This is a genomic window from Aquimarina sp. Aq107, assembly GCF_943733665.1.
GTDB lineage: Bacteria > Bacteroidota > Bacteroidia > Flavobacteriales > Flavobacteriaceae > Aquimarina.
In genome coordinates, this window is sequence record NZ_OX030782.1 from 3,671,224 (window position 1) to 3,697,230 (window position 26,007).

Annotated in this window: 22 protein-coding genes; 13 read left to right on the plus strand and 9 right to left on the minus strand. The window is 32.4% G+C overall.

Annotation, left to right across the window (positions count from 1 at the left end; genetic code table 11):
* Positions 1-35 precede the first annotated feature (35 nt).
* The 3 genes from NMK29_RS15770 to NMK29_RS15780 all read left to right on the plus strand — a co-directional run bounded on the left by NMK29_RS15770 (position 36) and on the right by NMK29_RS15780 (position 2,841).
* On the plus strand, positions 36-1,136 hold the full coding sequence (locus NMK29_RS15770; RefSeq protein ID WP_108801851.1) for an acyl-CoA desaturase: 1,101 nt from the start codon (positions 36-38) through the stop codon (positions 1,134-1,136).
* Positions 1,137-1,179: 43 nt separating this feature from the next.
* Entirely contained in the window at positions 1,180-2,367 is a 1,188-nt protein-coding gene (locus tag NMK29_RS15775; protein ID WP_108802307.1) for a pyridoxal phosphate-dependent aminotransferase, read from the plus strand.
* Positions 2,368-2,562: 195 nt separating this feature from the next.
* A complete protein-coding gene (locus NMK29_RS15780; RefSeq protein WP_108801852.1) occupies positions 2,563-2,841 on the plus strand; it encodes a hypothetical protein in 279 nt (92 codons plus the stop codon).
* Positions 2,842-2,862: 21 nt separating this feature from the next.
* On the opposite strand, the gene NMK29_RS15785 is transcribed toward NMK29_RS15780, so the two are convergent.
* Together NMK29_RS15785 and trkA are read right to left on the minus strand one after the other, a co-directional pair.
* Complete coding sequence (locus NMK29_RS15785; protein WP_108801853.1) at positions 2,863-4,359, minus strand: TrkH family potassium uptake protein; 1,497 nt, start codon at positions 4,357-4,359, stop codon at positions 2,863-2,865.
* A 1-nt stretch (position 4,360) separates the two neighbouring features.
* Positions 4,361-5,710, minus strand: coding sequence for a Trk system potassium transporter TrkA (gene trkA / locus NMK29_RS15790; protein WP_108801854.1), 1,350 nt, complete (start codon positions 5,708-5,710; stop codon positions 4,361-4,363).
* A 333-nt stretch (positions 5,711-6,043) separates the two neighbouring features.
* Between trkA and NMK29_RS15795 the strand changes: the two genes are divergently transcribed.
* The 4 genes from NMK29_RS15795 (at position 6,044) to NMK29_RS15810 (ending at position 9,654) form a co-directional block, all read left to right on the plus strand.
* Positions 6,044-7,144 carry a serine hydrolase gene (locus tag NMK29_RS15795; protein ID WP_108801855.1) on the plus strand — a complete coding sequence of 367 codons (1,101 nt, stop codon included), beginning with the start codon at positions 6,044-6,046 and terminating at the stop codon, positions 7,142-7,144.
* Positions 7,145-7,288: 144 nt separating this feature from the next.
* The gene (locus NMK29_RS15800) at positions 7,289-8,086 is read left to right on the plus strand and encodes an alpha/beta hydrolase (protein WP_108801856.1); all 798 of its coding nucleotides are present in this window, start codon (positions 7,289-7,291) and stop codon (positions 8,084-8,086) included.
* Between the two features lie 115 nt (positions 8,087-8,201).
* Positions 8,202-8,930: a bifunctional demethylmenaquinone methyltransferase/2-methoxy-6-polyprenyl-1,4-benzoquinol methylase UbiE gene (ubiE, locus tag NMK29_RS15805; protein WP_108801857.1), complete on the plus strand. Its 729-nt coding sequence runs from the start codon at positions 8,202-8,204 to the stop codon at positions 8,928-8,930.
* A 1-nt stretch (position 8,931) separates the two neighbouring features.
* Positions 8,932-9,654 (plus strand): porin family protein, encoded by a 723-nt coding sequence (locus NMK29_RS15810; RefSeq protein WP_108801858.1) that lies wholly within the window; start codon positions 8,932-8,934, stop codon positions 9,652-9,654.
* A gap of 3 nt (positions 9,655-9,657) precedes the next feature.
* Here NMK29_RS15810 and NMK29_RS15815 read toward each other — a convergent pair whose 3' ends face one another.
* The gene (locus NMK29_RS15815) at positions 9,658-10,389 is read right to left on the minus strand and encodes an RNA methyltransferase (RefSeq protein WP_108801859.1); all 732 of its coding nucleotides are present in this window, start codon (positions 10,387-10,389) and stop codon (positions 9,658-9,660) included.
* Between the two features lie 115 nt (positions 10,390-10,504).
* Here NMK29_RS15815 and NMK29_RS15820 point away from each other — a divergent pair, with 115 nt between their 5' ends.
* From NMK29_RS15820 to accD, 3 genes are all read left to right on the plus strand, one after another.
* Complete coding sequence (locus NMK29_RS15820; RefSeq protein WP_371924102.1) at positions 10,505-12,991, plus strand: BamA/TamA family outer membrane protein; 2,487 nt, start codon at positions 10,505-10,507, stop codon at positions 12,989-12,991.
* Between the two features lie 87 nt (positions 12,992-13,078).
* Positions 13,079-14,146 carry a class II fructose-bisphosphate aldolase gene (fbaA, locus tag NMK29_RS15825; RefSeq protein WP_108801861.1) on the plus strand — a complete coding sequence of 356 codons (1,068 nt, stop codon included), beginning with the start codon at positions 13,079-13,081 and terminating at the stop codon, positions 14,144-14,146.
* A gap of 68 nt (positions 14,147-14,214) precedes the next feature.
* Positions 14,215-15,075, plus strand: coding sequence for an acetyl-CoA carboxylase, carboxyltransferase subunit beta (accD, locus tag NMK29_RS15830; protein ID WP_108801862.1), 861 nt, complete (start codon positions 14,215-14,217; stop codon positions 15,073-15,075).
* 139 nt (positions 15,076-15,214) lie between these two features.
* On the opposite strand, the gene NMK29_RS15835 is transcribed toward accD, so the two are convergent.
* Positions 15,215-16,045: a hypothetical protein gene (locus tag NMK29_RS15835; RefSeq protein WP_108801863.1), complete on the minus strand. Its 831-nt coding sequence runs from the start codon at positions 16,043-16,045 to the stop codon at positions 15,215-15,217.
* 165 nt (positions 16,046-16,210) lie between these two features.
* Between NMK29_RS15835 and rpsO the strand changes: the two genes are divergently transcribed.
* From rpsO to NMK29_RS15850, 3 genes are all read left to right on the plus strand, one after another.
* Entirely contained in the window at positions 16,211-16,480 is a 270-nt protein-coding gene (rpsO, locus tag NMK29_RS15840) for a 30S ribosomal protein S15 (protein ID WP_027395738.1), read from the plus strand.
* A gap of 249 nt (positions 16,481-16,729) precedes the next feature.
* On the plus strand, positions 16,730-18,934 hold the full coding sequence (locus tag NMK29_RS15845; RefSeq protein WP_108801864.1) for a polyribonucleotide nucleotidyltransferase: 2,205 nt from the start codon (positions 16,730-16,732) through the stop codon (positions 18,932-18,934).
* Between the two features lie 159 nt (positions 18,935-19,093).
* Entirely contained in the window at positions 19,094-21,604 is a 2,511-nt protein-coding gene (locus tag NMK29_RS15850) for a chondroitinase-B domain-containing protein (RefSeq protein WP_108801865.1), read from the plus strand.
* Positions 21,605-21,679: 75 nt separating this feature from the next.
* Here the strand turns inward: NMK29_RS15850 and NMK29_RS15855 are convergent, their stop codons facing one another.
* The 5 genes from NMK29_RS15855 to NMK29_RS15875 all read right to left on the minus strand — a co-directional run bounded on the left by NMK29_RS15855 (position 21,680) and on the right by NMK29_RS15875 (position 26,006).
* Entirely contained in the window at positions 21,680-22,264 is a 585-nt protein-coding gene (locus tag NMK29_RS15855) for a hypothetical protein (RefSeq protein WP_159092080.1), read from the minus strand.
* 180 nt (positions 22,265-22,444) lie between these two features.
* A complete protein-coding gene (locus tag NMK29_RS15860; protein ID WP_159092081.1) occupies positions 22,445-23,146 on the minus strand; it encodes a hypothetical protein in 702 nt (233 codons plus the stop codon).
* Positions 23,147-23,320: 174 nt separating this feature from the next.
* Positions 23,321-24,376 carry a fatty acid desaturase gene (locus NMK29_RS15865; RefSeq protein ID WP_108801868.1) on the minus strand — a complete coding sequence of 352 codons (1,056 nt, stop codon included), beginning with the start codon at positions 24,374-24,376 and terminating at the stop codon, positions 23,321-23,323.
* Entirely contained in the window at positions 24,366-25,463 is a 1,098-nt protein-coding gene (locus NMK29_RS15870; protein ID WP_108801869.1) for an acyl-CoA desaturase, read from the minus strand. The genes NMK29_RS15865 and NMK29_RS15870 overlap by 11 nt, the downstream gene beginning before the upstream one ends.
* Positions 25,464-25,619: 156 nt before the next feature.
* Entirely contained in the window at positions 25,620-26,006 is a 387-nt protein-coding gene (locus tag NMK29_RS15875; RefSeq protein WP_108801870.1) for a hypothetical protein, read from the minus strand.
* Position 26,007: the final 1 nt, after the last annotated feature.

The window sequence follows — 26,007 nt, forward strand, 5'->3', positions numbered from 1 at the left end:
ATGACGAAAAACGTTAAGTCATAAACACAAAGCCCATGACTACACCTACCGTAAAATTTAGTAGAGTAGATTCCGCAAAATTTTTCAGAACACTGAACAAACGTGTGAATCAATATTTCAAAGAAAATAACATTAAACGTACAGGAAACTGGAAACTTCATTTGAAGACAATTATTATGTTTTCAATATTTCTTACGCCATATTTCTTAATACTGACTCTAAATATATCTCAATGGTGGATGTTATTACTTACCGTAGTAATGGGTATTGGTATGGCTGGAGTAGGAATGAATGTAATGCATGATGGAAATCATGGATCATACTCTTCTAAAAAATGGATTAACAAATTAATGGGTAGCAGTATGTATGTACTAGCTGGAAATGTATACAACTGGCAAGTACAACATAATGTATTACATCATACGTACACTAATATCCACGGGCACGATGAAGATATGGATGCAGGAAGAGTTATACGTTTCACCAAACATGCCAAGTGGATGAAGTTTCATAAATTTCAGCACTACTACTCGGTATTTTTATATGGCTTATTAACTTTTAATTGGGCGCTGACTACAGATTTTAAACAAACCAAAAGATATTTAGCTCGAAAATTAGCATATGGTAAGCTACCAAGTCCCTTGAAACAATGGAGCACTATTGTAGTTACAAAAATTATTTATGTATTGATCTGGATCGTTATCCCTATGATAATTATGTCTGTTTCTTGGTGGAAAATTTTAATAGGCTTTTTCGTAATGCATTATGTAGCAGGACTTATTTTAAGTATTGTTTTTCAATTAGCGCATATGGTAGAAGAAGCACAAATGCCGCTTCCGGACACCACGGGAACTATGAAAAACACTTGGGCAATACATCAGTTATTTACTACAGTAAATTTTTCGACAAAAAATAGATTGATCAACTGGTTTACCGGAGGATTAAATCATCAAGTGGAACACCATATTTTTCCACATATTAGCCATATTCATTATACCAAAATTTCTAAAATTGTAAAGCAAACTGCGCAAGAATTTAATTTACCATATAATGAATATAAAACCACTCGCAAAGCGATTGTTGCTCATTTCAAACATTTAAAAGAAATGGGAATCAAACCCGCTATGCAGTCATAACTTTTATTTACCAATTACCAAAATGAGCACACAAGTATCAGAAATGAGCATTCAATTATCAGACAAAATCAACAAGCTTAAAGCCTCTGCAACTTTAGCAATGGCTGCAAAAGCAAGAGAATTAAGAGCAGAAGGAAAAGATATTATCGGGTTAAGCCTAGGAGAACCAGATTTTAACACTCCAGATTTTATTAAAGATGCCGCAATTCAGGCCGTTAATGACAATTATAATTCTTATACTCCAGTAGATGGATATGTAGAATTAAAGGACGCGATTATAACAAAGTTTAAAAGGGACAATAATCTAAACTATGATCACTCTCAGATTGTTGTATCGACCGGCGCAAAGCAATCTCTTTATAATGTAGCTCAAGTATATTTAAATTCTGGAGATGAAGTTATACTTCCTTGCCCTTATTGGGTAAGTTATAGTGATATTGTAAAACTAGCGGAAGGTGTTCCTGTAGAAGTAAAAACTTCCATAGAGAATGATTTTAAGATGACTGCTGATCAATTAGAACAAGCCATAACTCCTAAGACTAAAATGATTTGGTATAGCTCACCTTGTAACCCAAGTGGTTCTATATATAGCAAAGATGAATTAAGAGCACTAGCAGATGTTCTTCAAAAATATCCAGATATTATTGTTGTTAGTGATGAAATCTATGAACACATTAATTATGTCGGTGATCATGCTTCAATGGCCCAATTTGACGATATGTACGAGAGAACAGTAACTGTTAATGGAGTTGCTAAAGCTTTTGCTATGACCGGATGGAGAATTGGATATATAGGAGCTCCAAAAGCTATTGCTAGAGCTTGTAATAAAATGCAAGGACAAGTAACTAGTGGCGCTAATTGTATTGCACAAAGAGCAGTAATTACTGCCTTAGAAGCTCCGGTTAGTAAAATCCAATACATGGTTGACGAATTTAAAAACCGTAGGAAATTAATTTTAGATTTATTAGCTGAAATCCCAGGGTTTGAGTGTAATGAACCAGAAGGAGCATTCTATGTATTCCCTGATGTTTCATACTACTTTGGTAAAACTATTAACGGAAACACAATAAAAAACGCATCTGATTTCTCTATGTTTTTATTAGAACAAGCGAATGTTGCTACGGTAACTGGAGACGCTTTTGGAAACGGAAATTGCATTAGAATTTCTTATGCTGCGAGTACAGAACAAATCAAAGAAGCAATCAATAGAATTAAAAAAGCACTAAGCTAAATTAGCAATACCGTATAACTTTTATTAAAAAGCCGATGATTCAATAAAAATCATCGGCTTTTTATTTTCCTAAAAATAAATTATTGTTTTTTGAGTTATTAGATTGCTATATTAAATGTTTTGGGGAAAACACTTAAAGAAGAGATAATTGTAGTTTGAACATAAATAACAATCTTAAAACCTACTTTTGTATTTATGGACATTCTTGAAAAAGAACGTATTGTTCAAAAAAATGTGCTTGAAATTTTCAAAGAAAATTTTAATAGCCCTTATTCCGAAGACGAAATTCTAAACTATACTCCTACTGATGTAGAAGAGACTGTTTCATATTATGAATCAATTCTTGACATCTTTTTTATAGAACCAGAATACCTGCAAAGTGTAAAAGGTTGTGTGAAGGATACTATTAAAAAAGTCGCAGAGCTTTGGCATATCAACCCATATGCTTTTGGCCCTTGGGAAGAATCTTACTAATTACTTAACTCTGGTAAATTATTATCTGTTTCTCCAAAAGAAAGGAGTAAGCAAAATAAGAACTGTGAACAGCTCTAATCTTCCTATAAGCATTAGAAAAGAACACCACCATTTACCGAAGGCTGGTAGTACATCAAAATTATTTACAGGACTTAGTTTCCCTAAGGCAGGCCCTACATTTCCTAAAGAAGATGCCGCTCCACCTATGGCAGTTTCAAAATCCAACCCTAACATTCCTAACACTAAAGACCCTATTATAAAGGATAACATGTATAATATAAAAAACGCCAATATATTAAATACGATTTCTTTAGAAACCGCTCTTTTATTATAACGCACAGGCAACACAGCTCTAGGATGTAATGTTCTTTTAAATTCTAAAATACCATTACGAATTGTAATAAGATGCCTTACTATTTTCATTCCACCCGCTGTGGATCCCGCAGAACCTCCTAAAAACATTAATCCAAAGAATACGATCTTCAGAAAAGGAGTCCAAACTGTAAAATCGGCAGAAACAAAACCCGTAGTAGTAATAACAGCCAACACTTGGAACAAAGAATGTCTAAAAGCACTTTCTGCTTCTCCAAAAACCATAGGATGATCTATAACAGAATTTGCTGGATCCGCTTTTAAATAAATAATCAACGCAGCAACAGCAGTAAAAGCCACTATAGAAATACCATACCATTTAAACTCCTCATCTTTAAGAAATTTTCCAAATTTCCCTTTAAAACCAAAGTAACTCAGAATAAAATTCATTCCAGCAAGGAACATAAATAAAATAATAATATACTGTATTAAGGGTTGATCATTCCAATAAGCGACACTTGCATTTTTTGTAGAAAATCCTCCCGTAGACAATGTACTCAGCGCGTGATTTATCGCATCAAAAAAATCCATTCCAGCGAGCTTTAATAAGATTGTCTCTGCCGCTGTATATCCAAAATATATTAACCACAACCTTTTTGCGGTATCAGTGATCCTTGGATGTAACTTATCAGCACTTGGACCAGGAGCTTCTGCTGCAAATAACTGCATCCCTCCTATTCCTAACAACGGAAGAATAGCTACCGCAAGAACAATAATCCCCATTCCACCGATCCAATGTGTAAGACTACGCCAAAAAAGAACACCTTTAGGAACAATTTCTATTTCATTAAGGATAGAAGCTCCAGTTGTTGTATAACCAGACATTGTCTCAAAGAAAGCATTGGTAAATGATGGAATTGCTTCAGAAAATATATAAGGTAGCGTTCCACTTAAAGACATAAATATCCAACCAAACGTAACAACTATATATCCTTCTCTCTTATTTATTGATTTCTGATGTTCCTTAGTAAGAAACATTAAAATTATACCCACAAACATGGTCGATAACGCTGCTAACATTATCTGCATTGTAACACCATCCTTATAAATAAAGCTTATAATGGTTGCTATTAACATAAACCCTCCATTACAGAGCAAAAGAAGCCCCATAATATGAGTAATAATTTTAAAGTTTAGTTTGGACATGTTACAAGAAAAGGTTTTCTATCTTCTTAATGGATTTAGGTAGACAACATACCACTACTCGATCTCCAGCTTTAATATAAAAACCTCCTAAAGGAATCATCCCAACTCCATCTCTTATAACTCCAGCTATAATAGCCGAACGAGGAAAATCTAGATCTCTAATTAAGTTATCACTTACTTCAGATGTTGGCTTTACAATAAACTCCAACAACTCAGCATTCATATTATTAAGCTTTGTCATAGCAACTACTTCTCCTTTTCGGATAAATCTAAAAATATTATTAGCTGCTAATAGTTTTTTATTTATTAATGTATCAATACCTATAGAATGAGAAAGCTGAAAATAATCCATATTCTCCACCAAGGCAATTGTTTTACGCACTCCTTTAGATTTAGCTACTAAACAAGACATGATATTGGTTTCAGAATTACCTGTTACGGCAATGAAGGCATCCATATCATCTATATTCTCTTCTTCAAGCAATTCTACATTTCGCCCATCTCCATTAATAATCAATGCATTTGGCAAATCATCTGCTAAATCAAATGCTTTATCTTTATCACTTTCGATCAGCTTTACTCTAAATTTATGATCACATAGATCACAGGTAGTTTTATGACCAATTTTACTACCTCCCAAGATCATCACTTTTTTAATTTGTTCTTTTACCTTACCCGTTAACTTGTAAAGCTCATCTACTCCTCCTTTAGAAGTAACAAAATAAACCTGATCCCCTTCCTTAAATTTTGTATCTCCTCTAGGAATTATCGTGTATTGCGTTCCAGACCTTTGAATGGCTATCGGCATAAAATGTAGTTCCGGAAAAATCTCGGCAGCCTCTCTAACAGTTTTATCCACAAACAATGCGCTACTAGAAAGAGTTGTTCCTACCATGGTTAGTGCACCATCCTCAAACTCATAACTATCACTAAAAGCCGATTGATTTAATAATAATTCTATCTCACTTGCCGCTAGCGCTTCTGGAGAAATCAATTCATCAATTCCAAACTTGATAAAACCAACTTCTTCTTTATTCTCTATAAATTCTGTATTGGAAATTCTGGCAATTGTTCGCTTAGCACCTAATTGTTTTGCTAAAACACATACGGTAATATTAGTAGTCTCACTCGAAGTAACACTAATCACCATATCAACATTCTGTACTCTGGCATCTTTTAAAATACTTATTGAGGTAGCATCTCCCTTAATCACTCTAATATCCAGATGGCTATCAGCATAATTTAAGCATTCCTTATCAGGATCAATCAGGGTAATGTCCTGAGATTCAAATGAAAGTAATTTTGCCAAATGAAATCCTACTTCACCAGCACCGGCAATAATAATTTTCATCTGTGTTTTCTGTTATTTATCATCAAAAGATAAAATTAAACTTCAGCAAAATCCCCTTAAAAACAAAGTGAAAATTTCTTGCTGAAAAATAAAAGCCTACAAAGATAGTGGAATTTCATTAATTCATAAAACAATTAATAACTAGCCACTTATTTATATCTACTATTCTTTTTCAATTAACAAGAACATAGGGCTTACCAAAAATTCCGCAGTACTAGTATTCATAGACAACTAATCATTAAACTACAGAATCACAAATAATACTTAAACGCAACTGTAACAAAAAATATACTTTAACCGTCTTAAAAGAACATCATCAATCAAAAAGCAATCATGAAACATTCTGCACTAAGTATTTCAATATTTACAATTTCTTTAATTCTATTCACTGTTAGTTGTAATACAAGGAATAACAACAGCTCTTCAACAGAAAACAAAAGTGATCTTATAATAGAAAAGAAAATAGATTCATTATTAAAATCATTAAATCAAAACGGAAAATTTAATGGAAATATTTTAATCGCTAAAAACGACCAAATCATATACAAAAACGAAATTGGCTTTTCTGATGGTTACAAAAAAAACTCCCTTAAAGAGACTGACAGATTTAATATCGGTTCTATTTATAAGGAAATTCCCGCAATTACTATCATGCAATTAGAAGAAAAAGGTCTTTTACAATTACACGACCCCATTAAAAAACACCTTAATTATCTGCCGGATTGGTCTAACAATATTAAGATTATTAATCTTTTACAATACACAAGCGGATTACCGAAAATTGATTGGAGAAAACATGAAATAATAAATGATCAAAACCTCATAAATGATCTATCAAAAATATCTAAATTAGAATTTACACCTGGAGAAGACTACTTGTATACAAACTTCAGCCCATTCTTACTTTCAAAAATAGTAGAAAGTATTACAGATACTACCTTCTCTTCTTATGTAAACCAAAATATCATAACACCTTTACATCTAGAACAAAGTACATTTAACATCTCATTTCCATATAAGAATAGGGATTCAATGGCCCTTCCATTTAACAACAAATTTGAAGAAGACAAACTTCCATTCGTTATAACATCTCCTATATTTCTATTTTCTACTACAACTAATGACCTTTTTCAACTTATAAAAAACTTGCATTCTGGTAAAATCATCAGTAAAAACTCATTGCTCAAGATCAGCAAAACCACAAATTTAGATAAGAACAACATGCAATCTGCGTTGGGAAATGTCGTCTATGAAAAAGAAAAAATAATAGAACACACACATCATGGAACAAGCGGTAACTATGAATCTATTATAAGTAAAAATGAATTAAACAGTACTACCATCATTATTTTAACAAACAACAAAAGTGGAAATATTCACACTTTAAGAAATACTATTATTGAATTAATAAAAACCAATAGCGAAGTAAAATAACAATTTCCTAATCTGCTTTTTTTAAAAAGAACTTATTTATTTCTAAACACAATTCATAAGCTAAAAATAACAACTCAGTAATTATTCTTTTCAAGATTTCTGCAATAGCAACATCTTAGCAGTATAAATACTAACTTTTTACTTATGAAAACGAAACTTATATTACTAGCATTATTTATTACTAAACTTATTTTCGTCCAAGCACAAATGGACGACAAATTCTATTTCCCAAAAAAAGATTTAAATCAGATAGCTTGGGAAAATTATGAAGAATTAATGCTTAACACAGAAACTGATACAATTTCTGTATTAATTCTAAAACCAAAAGAAACACCAAAAGCAACTATATTTTATTTTCACGGAGCTGGAGGAAATATAACATACTACCTTCCCTTAACACAAATATTAGCAGAAAATAACTTTCAGGTAGTTATGGTTGATTTTCGAGGGTACGGAAAATCAACAGGAACTCCTACACACAATAACATAGCTAAAGACGGTGAATTATTCTTTGAAACTCTTCTTAAGAAAAAAGGAATAAAAGAAACTCCAAAAATAATATATGGAGTCTCTATTGGAACTCAAATTGCTACTTTACTAGCCAAAAATCATCAAGATAAAATTGAAGGATTAGTATTAGAAGGAACTATGGCATCCTTTACAGATATCGCCATGTATCACGTACCTGAGTACAAAGATTTTTTAGAAAAAAACTATATCTCTCCCTACTCAGCAAAAGAAGACATAAAAACCATTAACAAAATTTCTAAACTCTTCTTGCATAGTAAAGAAGATAAAGATGTACCATTTACACAAGGCGAAATCGTATACAACAATGCATCAGAACCAAAAGAGTTTCTAGAATTTAAAGGAGAACACCTACATGCACTTAAATACAGAAGGGAACAGATACTACAAAAAATCAATGAAATGATAGAATAAATTTTATAATTACAAAATCGATAAATAGAAGTAAAACAATAAGCTAATAACAACTTAATGACATTCTTTTCCTACGATCCATATCAAAAATGTATATTTGCCTAAATTTTTTTGAATGTCAGAAAAAATAACGCCATACAAAGATAAAAACACGACCAAAAAACAACAGGTTACAGAAATGTTTGATACTATTTCTGGTAATTATGATGGTCTTAATAGAGTGATTTCTTTTGGAATTGATGTAAAGTGGCGTAAAAAGGTTGTAAAAATAGTTGCAGACACAAAACCGAATAGCATTCTAGATGTTGCAACCGGAACCGGAGATTTAGCTATAAACTTAGCTAAAACAGGTGCTTCAGAAATTATCGGATTAGACATCTCTGCAGGAATGTTAGAAGTTGGAAAAGATAAAGTAAAGGCTAAGAAATTAGATCAGACAATCTCTATGATTAAAGGAGATGGAGAAAGCCTACCTTATGATAATGATTATTTCGATGCAATTACTGTAGCTTTTGGTGTAAGAAATTTTGAAGATTTAGATCAAGGTCTATCAGAGATATATAGAGTTTTAAAACCTGGAGGTATTTTTGTTGTTTTAGAAACCTCTGTACCCACCAAAACACCTTATAAACAAGGATATAAACTACATACTTCTTTAATTTTACCATTAATTGGGAAGATCTTTTCTAAAGACAGATCTGCATATTCATATCTTAGTGAAAGTGCCGCAGCTTTTCCTTATGGAGATGCTTTCAACAATATTTTGAGAAAAATTGGGTTTATAGAAGTCGAGGATAATCCGCAAACTTTTGGTGTTGCCACAATTTATACAGCCACAAAATAATATGAAAAGAGTTTTTATAGCAATAGCTGTTATCGTTTGTACTCAGAATGTGAGTGCACAATTGTTTTCTAAAGAACGAGTTAGAAATCTTCAAAATTACGATAAACCTAGATTAAGTTGGGGTTATATCCTTGGGTTTAATAGTTATGATTTTAATTTTGATTATAAAGCTACACCAGAAGGAGAAGAACCTATATTGGATGGTGATGTTCAAGTAGCAAAATCTATAGGTTTTAATGTAGGATTATTAGGTAATATGAGAATCAATGATTATCTAGATCTTAGACTAGAACCTCAGGTATCTTTTGTTCGAAGAGATCTTACATTTACTGGACCAGATTTTGAAGATTCTCAAAGATTTAGAGAAGTAACATCAACCTATGTACACATCCCTCTTTTACTAAAAATATCTACCAAAAGGCTTAATAATTTTAAACCTTTTATTGTTGGAGGAGTATCTACCTCTATTAATTTATCAAGTAATGAGGATAATCCCGATGATAATAGTGTAGGACAATTTAGAACTAAAACGAATACTAATTATTTCGAACTTGGATTTGGAATAGACTTTTACATGTTCTATTTCAAATTTACACCTTCTATTAGAGGAGTATTCGCTATGTCTGATGAGTTAGTAGCCGATAACGACCCTAATAGCCCTTACACTGCTGCTATTGATAAAATGTCGTCAAGAGGAATTTTCATCAATTTTACCTTCCAGTAGTTTTTAAATTCGCCTAAATTCATTTAGAATAATAGCAGTTGCAGTCGCCACATTAAGACTTTCTGTTACTGGAGTAATTCCAAATCTTGGTATTGCAATCTTTTTGTTTACTAATTGCTCTATATCAGAAGAAATACCGTTCGCTTCATTCCCCATCACAATAATTCCTTTTTTAGGTAATTGTTCACTATAAATGGTATTGCCATCCATAAAAGTGCCGTATACCGACATTTCTTCTCTTCCAGAAATTAAAAAACGCTCTAGATTCGTATAAACAATATTAACTCTTGTTACGGACCCCATTGTTGCCTGAATAACCTTTGGGTTAAAACAGTCAACCGTTTGCTCTGAACAAACTAAATCTTTAATACCAAACCAATCACATAGTCTTATAATTGTCCCTAAATTTCCTGGATCTCTAACGTCATCTAACGCTAAAATTAGCCCATCATTCTTCAACAGTTGAGTTTCTGGAATATAAAACATAGCTAATGCAAACTGCGGAGTCGTCAGAAAACTGATGCTTTTAAGCTCAGTTTCTGTAACAGTAAAAACTTTTTCTGAACTTATTTTAAAAAAAGAAGTATCCAAAGCAAAAAGTGAATGAAGCTTCAAATCAGCTTCTAGCAACTCATTAATCACCTTTTTACCTTCTGCAACAAATAATCCATGTTGTTTTCGGTACTTTTTTTGATGTAAACTATTTATTAATTTCTTTTGGTTTTTGCTAACCATACAAATAATGTATTTTTGACACAATAATGAATCTCGATTGAAACACCTGCTCACAAAAATAGTATTTGTTGTAATATCTACAATTTTTTTAATTTCTTGTAATGCGATTAAAAGAGTGCCAGAGGAAGAACACCTGTTGACTAAAAATGAAATTTTTGTTGACAGCACTAAAACCAACGACGCTAAATTATATAATCAGCTTTACCAAAAGCCTAATTCTAAACTTGCTTGGACTCCTTTTAGACTACATCTTTATAATCTTGCTAAGGTAAACCCTGACTCATCATATCAAAATTGGTTACATAATAAACCAAATAGAGAACGAAGATTAAATAATTTTTTATCTAAAAAACAAGTTAATCGATTAGGTGTAGCATATACAGGAATTAACAATTGGCTAAAAAAAGCGGGAGAGACTCCAACTATAATCGATGAATCTAAAGCAAAACGATCTGTAAAAAGATTACAATCTTATTACTGGAATAATGGTTGGTTTAATGTAAAAACAGATTACAAAATAAACTTGAACGAGGATCAAAGAGCCTCTGTATCATATTACATCCAACCTTCTAAACCCTATTTTATTGATTCTCTAAACACTAAAATAGAGTCTAAAGCTGCTGATTCTATATATAAATTACATCAAAACAAATCTAACATAGTAACCGGAAAACAATATCGAACGTTAGATATAGAATCAGAAAGAGAAAGACTTACTAGTTTATATAGAAATTCTGGATTGTATAATTTCGAAAAAGAATACATCAAATTCGATGCAGATACTGTCAATACCGATCAAAAAATACAACTCAATTTACTTATCAAAAACAGACAAATTAAAGAAGGTGAAGAAACTAAAAGACTGCCTTTTAAGGTCCACAAAATAAGCAAGGTAAACGTATTCACAGACTATTCTTATCAAAACAGAAATGCAATACCAAAAGATAGCGTTTCTTATAACGGATACAATATTTATAGTTATGATAAACTTAGATATACGCGTAAAGCAATAACAAATTCCATTTTAATTACGCCTGGAGAGATTTTTAAGGACAAAGACAGAACTCTTACCTATAACCAAATCAACAATCTTAAAACTTTTAAATACCCAAATATAAGATACAGTATTGACCCTGATAGCCCAGAAGGAACTGACCTTATTGCAAGTGTTTTACTTACACCAAGAAAAAAATATAGCACCAATGTAGAATTTGATGTATCTACTTCTAATATTCAAGTATTTGGAATTGGTTTCAGCGGTTCTTTCTTAATACGAAACGTATTTGGAGGAGCAGAAATTTTTGAAATATCTGCAAGAGGTAGTGTTGGTTCTTCTAAGGATCCAGTAGATCCAAGCGGACAGTTTTTTGATATCTCAGAAATTGGAGTAGATCTTAAACTATCATTTCCTAAAATAATTTTTCCTATCCGAACAAGAAAAATTATTCCAAAATACATGTCGCCAACTACGAACTTGATTTTTGGTATCAATACACAACAAAACATTGGACTTGACAAACAAAATGCATCTGGTATATTTAACTACCAATGGAAACCCAGTACCAAGCTTACTAATCAAATTGACTTAGTAAACGTTCAATATGTTCGTAACCTTAATACAGGTAATTATTTTAATGTATACTCTAACTCTTTTAACAGACTTAATAATATTGCGACAGAAGTATTAGATTCTAATTCACCTTTCTTTGACCCGGATAATACAAGCGAAAACATCTTATCAATTCCATCTGGTGCAAATAGTTTTATAGCACAATCATTAGGAACAGCACCTGATAGTGATTTAACTACAGATCAATTACAAGAAATTAGTAATATTAATGAACGAAAAGAGCGATTAACCGAGGACAACCTAATTTTTGCATCTAGTTATACATATTTAAAAAATAACAGAGAAAATCTTTATGACGAAAACTTTTCAAGATTCAGAGCAAAAATAGAGTTCGCTGGGAATGTACTAAATACTGTTTCTAATCTAGCAGGTCTAAAAGAAAATTCACGTGATCGTTTTGAAGTATTTGGTGTTGAATTCTCACAATATGCTAAGACAGAACTAGATTACATCAAGCATTGGGATCTTGGAAGAAAAAGGGTGTTAGCTTTTAGAGCATTTGGTGGGATTGCCCTACCCTTTGGAAACGCAAATAGCATCCCTTTTGCTCGAAGTTTTTTTGGTGGTGGCCCTAATGACAATAGAGCTTGGCTTCCATATGATCTTGGTCCAGGAAGTAGTGGAGGAAGAAACGAATTTAACGAAGCGAATATGAAAATTGCGTTAAATTTAGAATATAGATATAATATTTTAGGTTCTCTTAACGGAGCATTTTTTGTAGATGCTGGTAACATATGGAATGTTCTAGACAGTGTAGAAGAAGAGGATGCCGTTTTTTCTAGCTGGGATGATATTCAAGAAATCTCTGTTGGTAGTGGCTTAGGACTTCGGTATGATTTTGACTTTTTTGTAGTTAGATTGGATTTAGGTTTCAAAACATTTAATCCCGCTAGAATAGAGGATCAACGATGGTTTAAAGGATATAATTTTTCGGAAGGTGTTTACAATGTCGGAATCAATTATCCTTTCTAAAAACAATCATCATTTTTCATTCTTAAATATAAAATTCATTCCGTATTATTTTACTATTTTTGTAGGCTTATTAACTAAAAGTAAATTATGAGTCACAACATCAAACCAGGAGTTGCAACAGGAGACGAAGTACAGGCTATTTTCAATTATGCCAAAGAAAAAGCATTTGCCTTACCAGCAGTAAACGTAATTGGATCCAATTCTATTAACGCAGTATTAGAAACTGCTGCCGAATTAAACTCCCCTGTAATTATTCAGTTCTCCAATGGAGGAGCTCAATTTAATGCAGGAAAAGGACTTTCTAATGAAGATCAAAAAGCCGCAATTGCAGGAGCAACTGCAGGAGCTAGACATGTACATCTAATGGCAGAAGCTTATGGCGTACCTGTAATTTTGCATACTGACCATTGTGCAAAAAAATTACTTCCTTGGATAGACGGATTATTAGATGCAGGAGAAGCATTTTATAAAGAAACAGGAAAGCCTCTTTATAGTTCTCATATGATAGATTTATCAGAAGAACCTATCGAAGAAAACATTGAAATCTGTAAAGAATACCTAGCACGAATGAGTAAATTAGGTATGACTTTAGAAATAGAACTTGGTATTACAGGAGGAGAAGAAGATGGTGTTGACAATAGTGATGTAGATGATTCTAAACTATACACGCAACCAGAAGAAGTTGCTTATGCTTATGAAGAACTAAGTAAAGTAAGTGATAAATTTACAGTAGCAGCAGCTTTTGGTAACGTACATGGAGTATACAAACCTGGTAATGTAAAATTAACTCCAAAAATTCTTAAAAATTCTCAAGAATTTATTTCGGAAAAATACGGTGTAGAACATAACCACATTGACTTTGTATTTCACGGAGGAAGCGGTTCTACTCTAGAAGAAATTAGAGAATCTATTGGATATGGGGTTATAAAAATGAATATTGACACTGATCTTCAATTTGCATTTTGCGAAGGTATTAGAGATTATATGACTGGTAAAATCGATTATCTTAAGACTCAGATTGGTAATCCTGATGGAGCTGACGAGCCGAATAAGAAATATTATGATCCTAGAAAATGGTTAAGAGAAGGAGAAATCACTTTTAAGAACCGACTTAAAAAGGCTTTTGAAGATTTAAATAATGTAAACACATTATAATTAAGATAGAAAACCAAGCTGAAACTCTAAATAATAAAGAGTTTCAGCTTTTTTAATACAAATAATTTATGGCTTGGTTTAAGAGAACTCAAAAAGGTATACAGACTGCTACTGAGGATAAAAAGGATGTTCCGAAAGGACTCTGGTATAAATCTCCTACAGGAAAAATAGTAGATGCAGAACAACTAGAGAAAAACTTTTATGTAAGTCCGGAAGACGGATATCACGTAAGAATAGGTAGTAAGGAATATTTCGAAATTCTATTTGACGATAACAAGTTTAAAGAATTAGATAAAAATCTAACCTCTAAAGATCCTCTTAAATTCGAAGACAAAAAGAAATATACCGATCGTCTTAAGGATGCTCAAGAAAAAACAAATTTAAAAGATGCTGTAAGAACTGCCGTTGGAAAATCAAATGGTAATGATTTAGTAATCGCTTGTATGGATTTTTCATTTATCGGAGGTTCTATGGGTAGTGTCGTTGGTGAAAAAATAGCGAGAGCAGCTGATTATGCACTTAAGAACAAGATCCCGTTTATGATTATTTCTAAATCCGGAGGGGCTCGTATGATGGAAGCTGCATTATCATTAATGCAGTTAGCAAAAACTTCTGCTAGACTTGCCCAATTAGCTGACGCAGGGATTCCATATATATCACTATGTACAGATCCAACAACTGGAGGTACTACCGCATCCTTTGCAATGCTTGGTGATATTAACATTGCGGAACCAGGTGCACTGATTGGTTTTGCTGGACCAAGAGTAGTTAGAGACACTACGGGAAAAGAACTTCCTGAAGGTTTCCAAACTGCAGAATTTTTAAAAGAACACGGATTTTTGGACTTCATTAGTCCTAGACAAAATCTTAAAGAAAAAATCAACTTATATCTAGATTTAATTCTAAATAGGCCTTTATCTTCTAATTAGATATCAGATTTAAAAAAAAGCATTAAAAAAACTCGGTATAAATCGGTTTTTTTAATGCTTTTTTCTCGATTGTATGATAATATCAAAAAAAAACGCCTTCGAAATAGAAGGCGCTTCTTTAACTGCTAAAAACAACTATTTACAACATTATTTCCCTCTCTTCGCCTTCAGAATTTGTAAATGTCGCAGTGTTATCGCAAGATCCATCACCATAATTCAAAGATCCACTATATGTAGTTCTTACCAATTCTATTACTCCACTTACCAAAAACCTACAACTAGCTTCTCTTCTTAATGGAGTAGAAATTGTTGTACTATGAATATTACCATTAGCAAAGTTCGTTTGCCAATTTCCATTAATTAAGAAAACATTGTCTCCCCAATTACCATTAAAAGCACCTTCTATCCATTCACGAGTCTTTGAACCTGTTCTAGACGCCTGAGTACCATCTAAAAATGTTACCGTAAAATCTAAACTCATTGTATATTGCGGATTACCATTTTCATTAGCTTTTAACCTAGTAATAGTTCTAGATCCAGAAAACTGAACATCATCAATAAAGAAATCCTCCAAACTATAGTTAATCAATAAAGACATTGCATCTATATCCAATTCATAAGACATCAAAATCTTTCCTTTTACAATATGACCACTTCTTACCTCACATCCTTCTGCTCCAAAATCTATTGTCACATTTTTTGTAGTATCAGTTAATTCTATAGTCACGGTAGCACAATCAGGTAAAAAGCGATTTGTATTACTTTTTGCCAAACTCTCCTCATCTTCAAAACCTTGTAATGTAAGATCACTAAGTACTTCAGAACCATCATCTATTGTTGCTGTTAACGTAGCTTCTTCACTATCGATTTCATCTATTGATAATTGATCCGTTGTTTCTTCACTATTACACCCTACTAAAACCACTGTAAAGAATGCAATAAAACCAAATTTTAAAATGTTGTTCTTCATTATCTTAATTTTTAATGTTACTCCTCTAGGACCTAATTATTTACAAAAGGTTTAATCAAACATGTTTTTTTTCATAAGAAGCAATTCTAATATAAAAAATACTATATTTGCACGCTGATAGCAGAATGCTATTTATACATAAAAATCATTTAAAATAATATTGGAATGTATTTAACGAAAGAAACAAAAGAAGAAATCTTCGCAAAACACGGAAAAGGTAAAAACGACACCGGTTCTGCAGAAGGACAAATTGCATTATTCACGCACAGAATTACTCATTTAACTGAGCACTTAAAAAACAACCGTAAGGATTTTAATACTGAACGTTCGTTAGTAAAGTTAGTAGGTAAGCGTAGAGATCTTTTAGATTATCTTGTTAAGAAAGATATTATGAGATATCGTGCAATTGTAAAAGAATTAGGATTAAGAAAATAATCAAAAAAGAGAGGCAGTACGCCTCTCTTTTTAATTATATTCATTCCTAGTAAAATAAGTTTAAATTAAAAAACGCTTTGGTCAAGAGATGATCAAAACGATGCCTTAGTTTTTCATTGGTCGCACAACTACACAACAACAACACAACCTTGTCCGTCCGAGTAAGACGGAAACCAATGTTTAATGAAACCTTTGATATTCGAAGTATCTAATTAACTGACGATATACAAGGTTAGAATCAAAAAAAATATGATTCCAAAAGTTTATAGAGAGGTCATTGACCTAGGAGATGGAAGAGAAATTAGCCTAGAGACCGGAAAATTAGCAAAACAGGCACACGGATCTGTAGTTGTTCAATCAGGAAAATGTATGTTATTGTGTACTGTAGTTTCTAACTACAAAGCTGCTGATGTAGATTTCTTACCTTTAACAGTAGATTACCGAGAAAAATTTGCTGCTGCAGGTCGTTATCCAGGTGGTTTTTTCAAAAGAGAAGCTAGACCAAGTGACGGAGAAGTGTTAACAATGAGATTAGTTGACCGTGTATTACGCCCTTTATTCCCTAAAGATTATCATTCAGAAACTCAGGTAATGATCCAATTAATGTCTCATGATGAAGATGTTATGCCAGATGCAATGGCAGGATTAGCGGCTTCTGCTGCAATACAGTTATCTGATTTTCCATTTGAATGTGCTATTTCTGAAGCAAGAGTAGGACGTATTAACGGTGAATTTATTATCAACCCAACGAGAGCTCAATTAGAAGAATCCGATATTGATATGATGATCGGAGCATCGGCTGATTCCGTAATGATGGTTGAAGGAGAGATGGATGAAATCTCTGAAGAAGAAATGACTGAGGCTATTAAATTTGCTCACGAAGCTATAAAAATTCAATGTGCTGCTCAAGAAAGATTAGCAGAAGCTTTCGGAAGAAAAGAAGTTCGTGAATATGAGCCAGAAAGAAATGATGAAGAGTTAGCTAAGAAAATTCATGATATGGCATATGACAAAGTATATGCTGTAGCAAAACAAGGTTCTTCTAAACATGAAAGAGGAGCTGCTTTTGCTGAAATCAAAGAAGAGATAAAAGCTACTTTCTCTGAAGAAGAGTTAGAAGATTTCGGAGATTTAGTATCTAAATATTATTCGAAAGCAGAAAAAGCTGCTGTTCGTGATTTAACACTTAATGAAGGATTACGTCTTGATGGTAGAAAAACCACTGAGATTAGACCAATTTGGTGTGAAGTAGATTATTTACCTTCTACACACGGATCGTCTATATTTACAAGAGGAGAAACTCAAGCACTGGCAACAGTAACTTTAGGAACATCTAGAGAAGCTAATCAAATAGATATGCCATCATATGAAGGAGAAGAAACATTCTATCTTCATTATAACTTCCCTCCTTTCTCAACTGGTGAAGCAAGACCTATACGAGGTACTTCTAGAAGAGAAGTTGGACACGGTAATTTAGCACAACGAGCACTTAAAGGTATGATTCCTAACGATTGTCCATATACAGTTAGAGTTGTTTCTGAAGTATTAGAATCTAACGGTTCTTCTTCTATGGCGACTGTATGTTCTGGTACAATGGCATTAATGGATGCTGGTGTACAACTTAAAAAACCAGTTTCTGGTATTGCAATGGGACTAATATCTGATGCTGATTCTGGAAATTACGCAGTATTATCAGATATCTTAGGTGATGAAGATCATTTAGGAGATATGGACTTTAAAGTTACAGGAACAGCTGATGGTATTACGGCTTGTCAAATGGATATTAAAGTAAAAGGTTTAAGTTATGAAATCTTAGTAAACGCTTTAAATCAAGCACGTGACGGACGTCTTCATATACTTGAAAAGCTTACTGATACGATCGAGAAACCAAACAACGATGTTAAGGCACACGCACCAAAAATGGTTACCAGAACAATCCCTGGAGAATACATTGGAGCACTTATCGGACCTGGTGGAAAAGTAATTCAAGAATTACAAAAAACTACGGGAACTACAATTGTAATTAATGAAGATCCTGTTACAGAAGAAGGAATTGTAGAAATTCTAGGAACTGGACAAGAAGGAATTGAAGCAGTATTAGCAAAAATTGATTCTATTACATTTAAACCTGTCGTTGGTAGCATATATGAAGTTAAAGTAGTTAAAATGTTAGATTTTGGTGCTGTTGTAGAATATATGGATGCCCCAGGTAATGAAGTATTGCTTCACGTTTCTGAATTAGCTTGGGAACGAACTGAAAATGTAAGTGACGTTGTAAATATGGGTGACGTTATGGATGTAAAATATTTCGGTATTGATTCTAGAACTCGTAAAGAAAAAGTTTCTAGAAAAGCTTTATTACCTAGACCTCCAAGACCTGAAGGTAGCAAATCTAGGGATGATAAGCCAAGAGGTGATAGAAAACCAAGAAATAATGATAAAAAAGAGAATTAACACACTCTCTTTATGACACTTAAAAAACGCCTTCAAATTATGAAGGCGTTTTTGTTTTTTTCATAAATTATATTGGTTTTACGAAAATGAACAGTATATTTGTATTGGTTGACCAAATTGGTTGACCAATTTTAAACAAAAAAAGTAAAGCCCTAGATTATGAAAAACAATTATTTGAAGGTGTTTACCTTCTTATTAGTATTGATCACTTCTTACAATCACACCTACTCTCAGATTGTAAACAACAATTCAGAATTACAAACAGCTATTACCAATGCTAGTGCCGGAACTACCATAACATTAGCAAACGGCACTTGGACCGATGTACAAATCAACATCAATAAGAATGGTACCGAAACAAATCCTGTTACTATCCAAGCAGAAACTCCAGGATCAGTTTTTTTTGAAGGCAACTCACGTGTAAGTATGGGTGGTTCTTATATTATTTTTGAAGGGGTTGTTTTTCAAAACCCATCTAATTTAGACGTAAATGGTAGTACTATTGAACCTGTTATAGAACTCAGAGACTCTAGCAATAATGAATGTGATAATTGTACTATTACAAATATTAAAATAGACAACTACAATGGAACCGCAGCTCAAGAGTTATTGACGTTTAAATGGATTATTGTCTATGGGCAATACAATGAAATAAGCTTCTGCTCATTCGAAGGAAAATATGGTATAGGAAGTATTATAAATGATAATAGAAATGCCACCTCTACCGAATTTGCAGAACCAGATTTTACAAAAATACATCATAATTACTTTGCTGACCGAACACCTGTTGGTGTGGTAAATGACCTAAATGATCAGGATGCTATTAGAATTGGAAATAGTAGTACTTCATTACATCCATCAAATACTGAAGTGTATGATAACTTATTCTACAATTGGTCAGGAGAAGTTGAAATCATTTCTAATAAAAGTGGTGAAAACAAGTATTACAACAATACTTTTAGAGATTACCAAGGAACACTAACACTTCGACATGGTGATGATTGCGAAGTATATAACAATTTCTTTTTTGCCGAAAACAATCTTTTCTCAGGTGGTATTCGTGTAATCGGAGAAGGGCATAAAGTATACAATAATTATATTGAAGGAGTAAATTCTGAAAAACCTGATGGAGGGAATACCAAAACCGCAGGAGCTATCAATGTAAGTAATGGACAAGAAAATTCACCTCTTAATCGTTATTTCCAAGTTAAAGATGCAGTTATTGTAAATAATACTTTTGTTAATTGTGATTATGGTTTTAGAATTGGGACTAGCGTAAGTAGCAATCCTGTTTTAACCTTAGCACCAGAGAATTTGGTAATTGCCAACAACATTATGATTAACACAGAAGAAAATGCAGTTGATGAACAAACAGCTCCAATAGGTTCTTCCATATATCAAGGGAATATTACTCAAAATGGAACTTGGGATCTTACCACTGGAACTAATAACAATCAAGTAGTAACCAATGGACTCTTAGAAAATGGGACTTTGTATTATGAATTAGGAAGTAATAGTCCTGCTATTGATGCTGCAGTTGGAAACTATCCTTTTGTAACTAACGACATCTTAGGCGGAAATCGATCCGGAAATCTTGATGCAGGTGCTGAAGAATTCAATTCAGGTGGTTCTCGTATTCCTTATACCACTGCCGATGTAGGTGTTTCAATTGGTTTTGGTGGAACCGGTATTGACAGTCCTAGATTAACTACAAATACTACATCTATAAATGTAGCAAGAAGTTCAGGAAATACTTTGTTTGATATTGATGCTAATGTAGATTGGACAATTACCGATAATGCGGATTGGTTAACTCTTGACATAACTTCTGGAAGCAACTCTGCAATAATTACAGCTAATTTCACAGAAAACACCTCATCTGCTCAACGTACGGCTACTATTACTATTAGTGAGGTAGCTGGAGGAAGTGATTTAACTACTATGTTGACCATAACACAGTCTAATATATTTTCGGAAGAAATTACAATTGTTGATGCAACTGCTATAGGAACTGAACCAGGAAAACCTAATGTAGGACCTCAATTTGCTTGGGATGATAATGTAACCGACGCAGAATATTGGACGGGAGATGCCAATACAGAACCAGAGGTTTCTATAACTTTCGATCTGTCTTGTATCAGAGTTCTAAGTGAAATAGGAATTCATGTGCTAAAAGCTGATGAAAGAACTATTAATTTTGACATTGCAGTATCTGATGATCAAACAGGTCCATTTACCAGCGTATTAACGGGTCAAGATAGTATGATTGAAATAGGTGCGGAAAATACAGAACAACTTTTTAACCTTAATAATGCAACAGGGAGATATGTGAAATTTACTTCTAACGGAAATAGCACTGGTTCTGGATTTGCAAGTATTGTAGAAGTTAACATCTATGGTGATACCACCTGTGATGCTACACTAGGAGTAGATGACAATCTTCTTTCTTCTAAAGGTATTTTATTATATCCTATTCCTGCAAAAAATCAACCTATTGTAATCGAATCCAACACGATAATTGGAAAAGTAGAAGTATTTGACTTACACGGAAGGCTAATGTTGAAAAAAGAAATTGACAGTAGTATTGGTCAATTAGAAATTAGTAATTTTAGCACAGGGACTTACATTGCTAAAATACAAGGAGCTTACGGTCGTTTTATAGTCCAGTAAACGACAAAATATTAGAAAAAAACGCTTATAACTAATGTTACTATAAGCGTTTTTTTTTGATTAATAAAGTTAGGTTTAATTAAACCGATACTGAAATACCATACTTCCCATATATGTAGTATTTATAGTATTAAAATTCACCTCTGGATTGATCCCGAACGAAAATCCTCTGGAAGAATCAATCATTAACCTTAGATCTACGGGGATTCCAATGATCTCTTTTGTATCATATCTTCCATCAGAAGCTAACCAATCCTTATATAGATACACCCCTAAACCGGTATGAGCTTCTATTCTAAACCATTTAAAAACAGAAAATTCTCTACCATATAGTATATCGTAACTATTAAAAAAAGTCTCTTCATTATCGCCTCCACCAATAGCTTCAAATATGATATCAGGATACAGGTCAAGCCCTAAATCTACATCTAGCGAAAAAATATGTTTTTTATACGCCAGAGATAACCCAACTGACAAAGTGGGACCATTTTGATTCGATCCAAAAGGATCATCAGTACCTCTAAGATCTGCATGGTAAACCCCAAAACCAGCAGTTATAGACTTAACCTTTAATTTATGCTCTTTTTTAAGGCTTTCTTGCCCAAATACATAATTCATAGTTAATAAAAGAATCATACCAAGTGTTACTAATTTGTTCATCATAATATTACTTTAAATTTGTTTAGTTATTCAAACATAAAAGCTATTTATCTACTACAATTGTCAAAAACGCAAGGGTAAAAACATATCTTTGTGATTAATACAACCAAAACATTACATCATAAAAAAACCTTCTAAAAATTATTAAAAGGTTTTTTAATACTAGTTAAATAGATTAATTCAAAAGAGTCTTCCCAAAACAACTCCAAACTGTAATCCATATACACTTTTTACTCCATTTAGATTACCATATGCAGAAAGTTCTACACCTACTACCCTAGTAAAGGTATATCTTAAAGATATTTTAGAAAATCCTCCAAAAATTATTTTCTTATTCTCCTTACTTCTCATATAATCCAGTGATGGACCCGAGTTTCCTCCAGGAAAACAAATTCCTCCAAAACCACAAGATGAGTCAGGAGAATACTTAGCCGTATATTCATAATCTTCACTATATATAATAGAAGGACCACCCATTACAAATATGCTAAGAGATCTCGTTTTATTAAGTGCAAAAGACTTAAACACGTTAGGTGATAAAGAATATAATCTATTATCTCTTTTACTATTATAAGTAAATCTTTTTTCAATTCCGGAGGGTAATTCAGTACCTTCAAAATTTTCAATTTCTGTAACTGGAGGAATTCCTTTAGTACTTTCTGCTGTATAAGCGGATCTTGTAAAATCAAAGCCATAACCCCATCCATTCTTCCGCTCAAACAATACACCTGCATAAATATCTAATTCATTACTCTCGTCACTTACAATCGTACTGAACCCATTTGTAAAAGCAATCGGCTTTTTATCAGATCTTATATCCTGACCATAACAATATTTAGAGATACACAGTAGCAAAAAAAATAGTTTAATTAATGTTTTCATTATAAAAATTTTATTGTTTAGTGATTCAAACATACTTGCTATTCGATAACTACAATTGTCAAAAACACAAGAGTGAAATTTTGTTGTTGTGATAATCACAATTACTAAATCAGGACATAAAAAAACACCCCCAGAAGACTGAAGGTGCCTGCTCATTATTATAATTATCAGTTCCTATAAACTTCCTAAATACTTTAAATGAGACAGATGGGATTTTACACCTCCCAAATATGTTGTCTGATTAGGAATAATATTATTTTTAATCAAATTATTATATAAAACCTTATTTAGTTCCGGATAATAAACATGGTGAATATGAGGAAATAGATGGTGTGCAATATGATTATTAAATCCTCCAAATATGAAATTCGCTATTTTACTAAAAGGATAAAAGTCATTAGAGCTTTTTATCTGATTCATTAACCACGAAGTTTTTATAAAACCAAAGTTATCCGTTTTAGGATACATCACTCCTTTAATATGATGTGTCATAAAAAAAGTAAATAATAAAAATAAAGACTGTATCAAATGCATCATCATAAATCCCAAAAGAATCACATACCATTCTTGATTAGTCAAAAATAATGGTAGCACAATTAAGTACGATACATAAAAAAGTTTTTGACACCAAAAAGAAATTTTATAACGTTGAGTTCTTCTCTTTCCCGTGATAGTTTTTCTAAAAAATATTTTAAAATCTTTTATAAATATCCAGAACAATGAATAAGTAGTATATAAGATTGGAGCATACCAATGCTGATATTTATGAAACCATCGCAAAGAACTTCCGGGAACCACCCTAATAAGATCAGTTATTTCCAAATCTGTATCATACCCTTCTACATTTGGCGCGTGATGATGCGAATGCACATGTCTATCTTTCCAAGCTTCTGCATGAGCACCAACCATTGTATAAAGGAATACAAAACAACTATGATTTAGTTTTTTACTTTTAAAAATTGTATTGTGAGAAAAATCATGAGCAAAATTAAAAGCGAATAACAATGCAATTAAACCAAATAACACGTAAGTCGCTATTAATAAAAATGGATCACTTATAATATAAAGACTTATATATGCCATAATAGTTAGAATTATATAAACAAAACCTTTAAAAACGATCCTTTTTTTAAATCGATTCGGGCAGAAATTTAATTTTCTATCAATCTCCTTCTGAATGAAAAGAAATAATTCTTTGTGAGACGGGTTATATATATGTTTAGATTTCATAAGACATGGTTTTAAATTCTAATTGTGTTCCCATTTTCTTCAGAAATCTAAAATGTGAGCGTAATGCTTGACTATATGACATTTCCATATATATGATACCATACTTCTTTGCAACCTCTCTAAATATTGGCAGTAATTTTATGTAATGTATGTGACATATATTAGGCAATAGATGATGTAATGCATGTGCATTAAAACCACCTAACGTCCAATTTAAAAAATTACTATTTACATTATAATCAACAGAAGTACACATCTGCAACTTGGGCCAACTCATAGAAATTTTCCCTTCCGAATCGGGTTGAGGATGTACTACATAATCCGACAAATGCGATACTCCTAATACTCCGGTAAATAGTATAGATACTAAGAAATGATTTAATAAAAAAGCTACTAAAATATACTTCCAAGCAAACGGTAATACAATCCCCGGAATGATTATCATATAAGTGATATAAGCAATCTTAAAAAATACAAGCTTGACAATCTCCCAAGTAGGAATCATAATCTTTATTGTTCTACTCGATCTATTAAAAATCATTAAGAATTCTCTAAACAAAAACCAATTCAAAGAATAAAACAGATACAAAAAAGGAACATATAAATACTGAAACCTGTGATACCATTGTAAACTTTGTTCTGTTGTCATTCGTACCAAAGGATTATTGAGTACATCAATGTCGCTTCCTTCTATATTAGTATACAAATGATGAGACTCATTGTGGTTTTTACCCCATACATATGCATTGTTCCCCTGCAGATTAAAGCTTAATTGAAATAGAAGTTTATTCCAGAATTTACTTTTTACAGCTACTCCGTGCGCAGCATCATGAGAGACATTAAATGCATTTAATAACACTGATATTCCTAAACCAATGTAAAACACAAAGAATGCCACTAAATCAGATGAAATGAGCATCAAAAAATAAAACAAAAATACTAGCGAAAAATACATCGCTATTTTAAAAACCATCTTTCTATTTCCTGTTTTATCAATCTGATTATTTTCAAAATAATTTCTAATTCGTTCATTGAGTTCCTTATAAAAATCAGAACCCTCATCTCTAGAAAACTTTATTTTTTTCATAATTATTTCTTTAAAAATTAGACATACCAATAGTAGCGGGATGATCAAAGGCTATCGCTTTGATATCTCGATTGTATTGTGTATATATGATATTAATTACTCAGAATTCACACAGAACTAAAGACTTGTTCTGTGCTCATATTATTAATTTTAATCTTACTTTTTCTTTCTAGAAGTAAGATCTTTAAAAACTCCTAATTGTACTTTCCCTGTTTTTGACAAAAAAATTAATAACTGTTGCTTGCTAGAACGTACATTTATTTTTTGAGTCCGCCAATGCTTAATAAACGAAAATATTGAAGTAATTCTGTTACAAGATGAAACACTAAAAATCCCATCTCTTAGCGTTCCTTTTATGTATTTATTAATTTTTTGAGTTTCTGATTTCATTAAACTAATCTTCAGGGTTCTGTCGTCCAATAGTCTAATGCGCGTATATAATTTTTCTTTTACTGGAATAAGACCAACCAAGTCTCCAGTAAGTACATAAAAAGCTTCGAATCCATAATCCCCTTCGATGCTTAAGTTGCTAGTGATATTCATA

Excerpts from the sequence above, each read along its gene's own strand:
- NMK29_RS15770 (WP_108801851.1), top strand. The coding sequence starts at position 36 with ATGACTACACCTACCGTAAAATTTAGTAGAGTAGATTCCGCAAAATTT.
- NMK29_RS15775 (WP_108802307.1), top strand. The coding sequence starts at position 1,180 with ATGAGCATTCAATTATCAGACAAAATCAACAAGCTTAAAGCCTCTGCA.
- NMK29_RS15780 (WP_108801852.1), top strand. The coding sequence starts at position 2,563 with ATGGACATTCTTGAAAAAGAACGTATTGTTCAAAAAAATGTGCTTGAA.
- NMK29_RS15785 (WP_108801853.1), bottom strand. The coding sequence starts at position 4,359 with ATGTCCAAACTAAACTTTAAAATTATTACTCATATTATGGGGCTTCTT.
- trkA (WP_108801854.1), bottom strand. The coding sequence starts at position 5,710 with ATGAAAATTATTATTGCCGGTGCTGGTGAAGTAGGATTTCATTTGGCA.
- NMK29_RS15795 (WP_108801855.1), top strand. The coding sequence starts at position 6,044 with ATGAAACATTCTGCACTAAGTATTTCAATATTTACAATTTCTTTAATT.
- NMK29_RS15800 (WP_108801856.1), top strand. The coding sequence starts at position 7,289 with ATGAAAACGAAACTTATATTACTAGCATTATTTATTACTAAACTTATT.
- ubiE (WP_108801857.1), top strand. The coding sequence starts at position 8,202 with ATGTCAGAAAAAATAACGCCATACAAAGATAAAAACACGACCAAAAAA.
- NMK29_RS15810 (WP_108801858.1), top strand. The coding sequence starts at position 8,932 with ATGAAAAGAGTTTTTATAGCAATAGCTGTTATCGTTTGTACTCAGAAT.
- NMK29_RS15815 (WP_108801859.1), bottom strand. The coding sequence starts at position 10,389 with ATGGTTAGCAAAAACCAAAAGAAATTAATAAATAGTTTACATCAAAAA.
- fbaA (WP_108801861.1), top strand. The coding sequence starts at position 13,079 with ATGAGTCACAACATCAAACCAGGAGTTGCAACAGGAGACGAAGTACAG.
- accD (WP_108801862.1), top strand. The coding sequence starts at position 14,215 with ATGGCTTGGTTTAAGAGAACTCAAAAAGGTATACAGACTGCTACTGAG.
- NMK29_RS15835 (WP_108801863.1), bottom strand. The coding sequence starts at position 16,045 with ATGAAGAACAACATTTTAAAATTTGGTTTTATTGCATTCTTTACAGTG.
- rpsO (WP_027395738.1), top strand. The coding sequence starts at position 16,211 with ATGTATTTAACGAAAGAAACAAAAGAAGAAATCTTCGCAAAACACGGA.
- NMK29_RS15845 (WP_108801864.1), top strand. The coding sequence starts at position 16,730 with ATGATTCCAAAAGTTTATAGAGAGGTCATTGACCTAGGAGATGGAAGA.
- NMK29_RS15850 (WP_108801865.1), top strand. The coding sequence starts at position 19,094 with ATGAAAAACAATTATTTGAAGGTGTTTACCTTCTTATTAGTATTGATC.
- NMK29_RS15855 (WP_159092080.1), bottom strand. The coding sequence starts at position 22,264 with ATGAACAAATTAGTAACACTTGGTATGATTCTTTTATTAACTATGAAT.
- NMK29_RS15860 (WP_159092081.1), bottom strand. The coding sequence starts at position 23,146 with ATGAAAACATTAATTAAACTATTTTTTTTGCTACTGTGTATCTCTAAA.
- NMK29_RS15865 (WP_108801868.1), bottom strand. The coding sequence starts at position 24,376 with ATGAAATCTAAACATATATATAACCCGTCTCACAAAGAATTATTTCTT.
- NMK29_RS15870 (WP_108801869.1), bottom strand. The coding sequence starts at position 25,463 with ATGAAAAAAATAAAGTTTTCTAGAGATGAGGGTTCTGATTTTTATAAG.
- NMK29_RS15875 (WP_108801870.1), bottom strand. The coding sequence starts at position 26,006 with ATGAATATCACTAGCAACTTAAGCATCGAAGGGGATTATGGATTCGAA.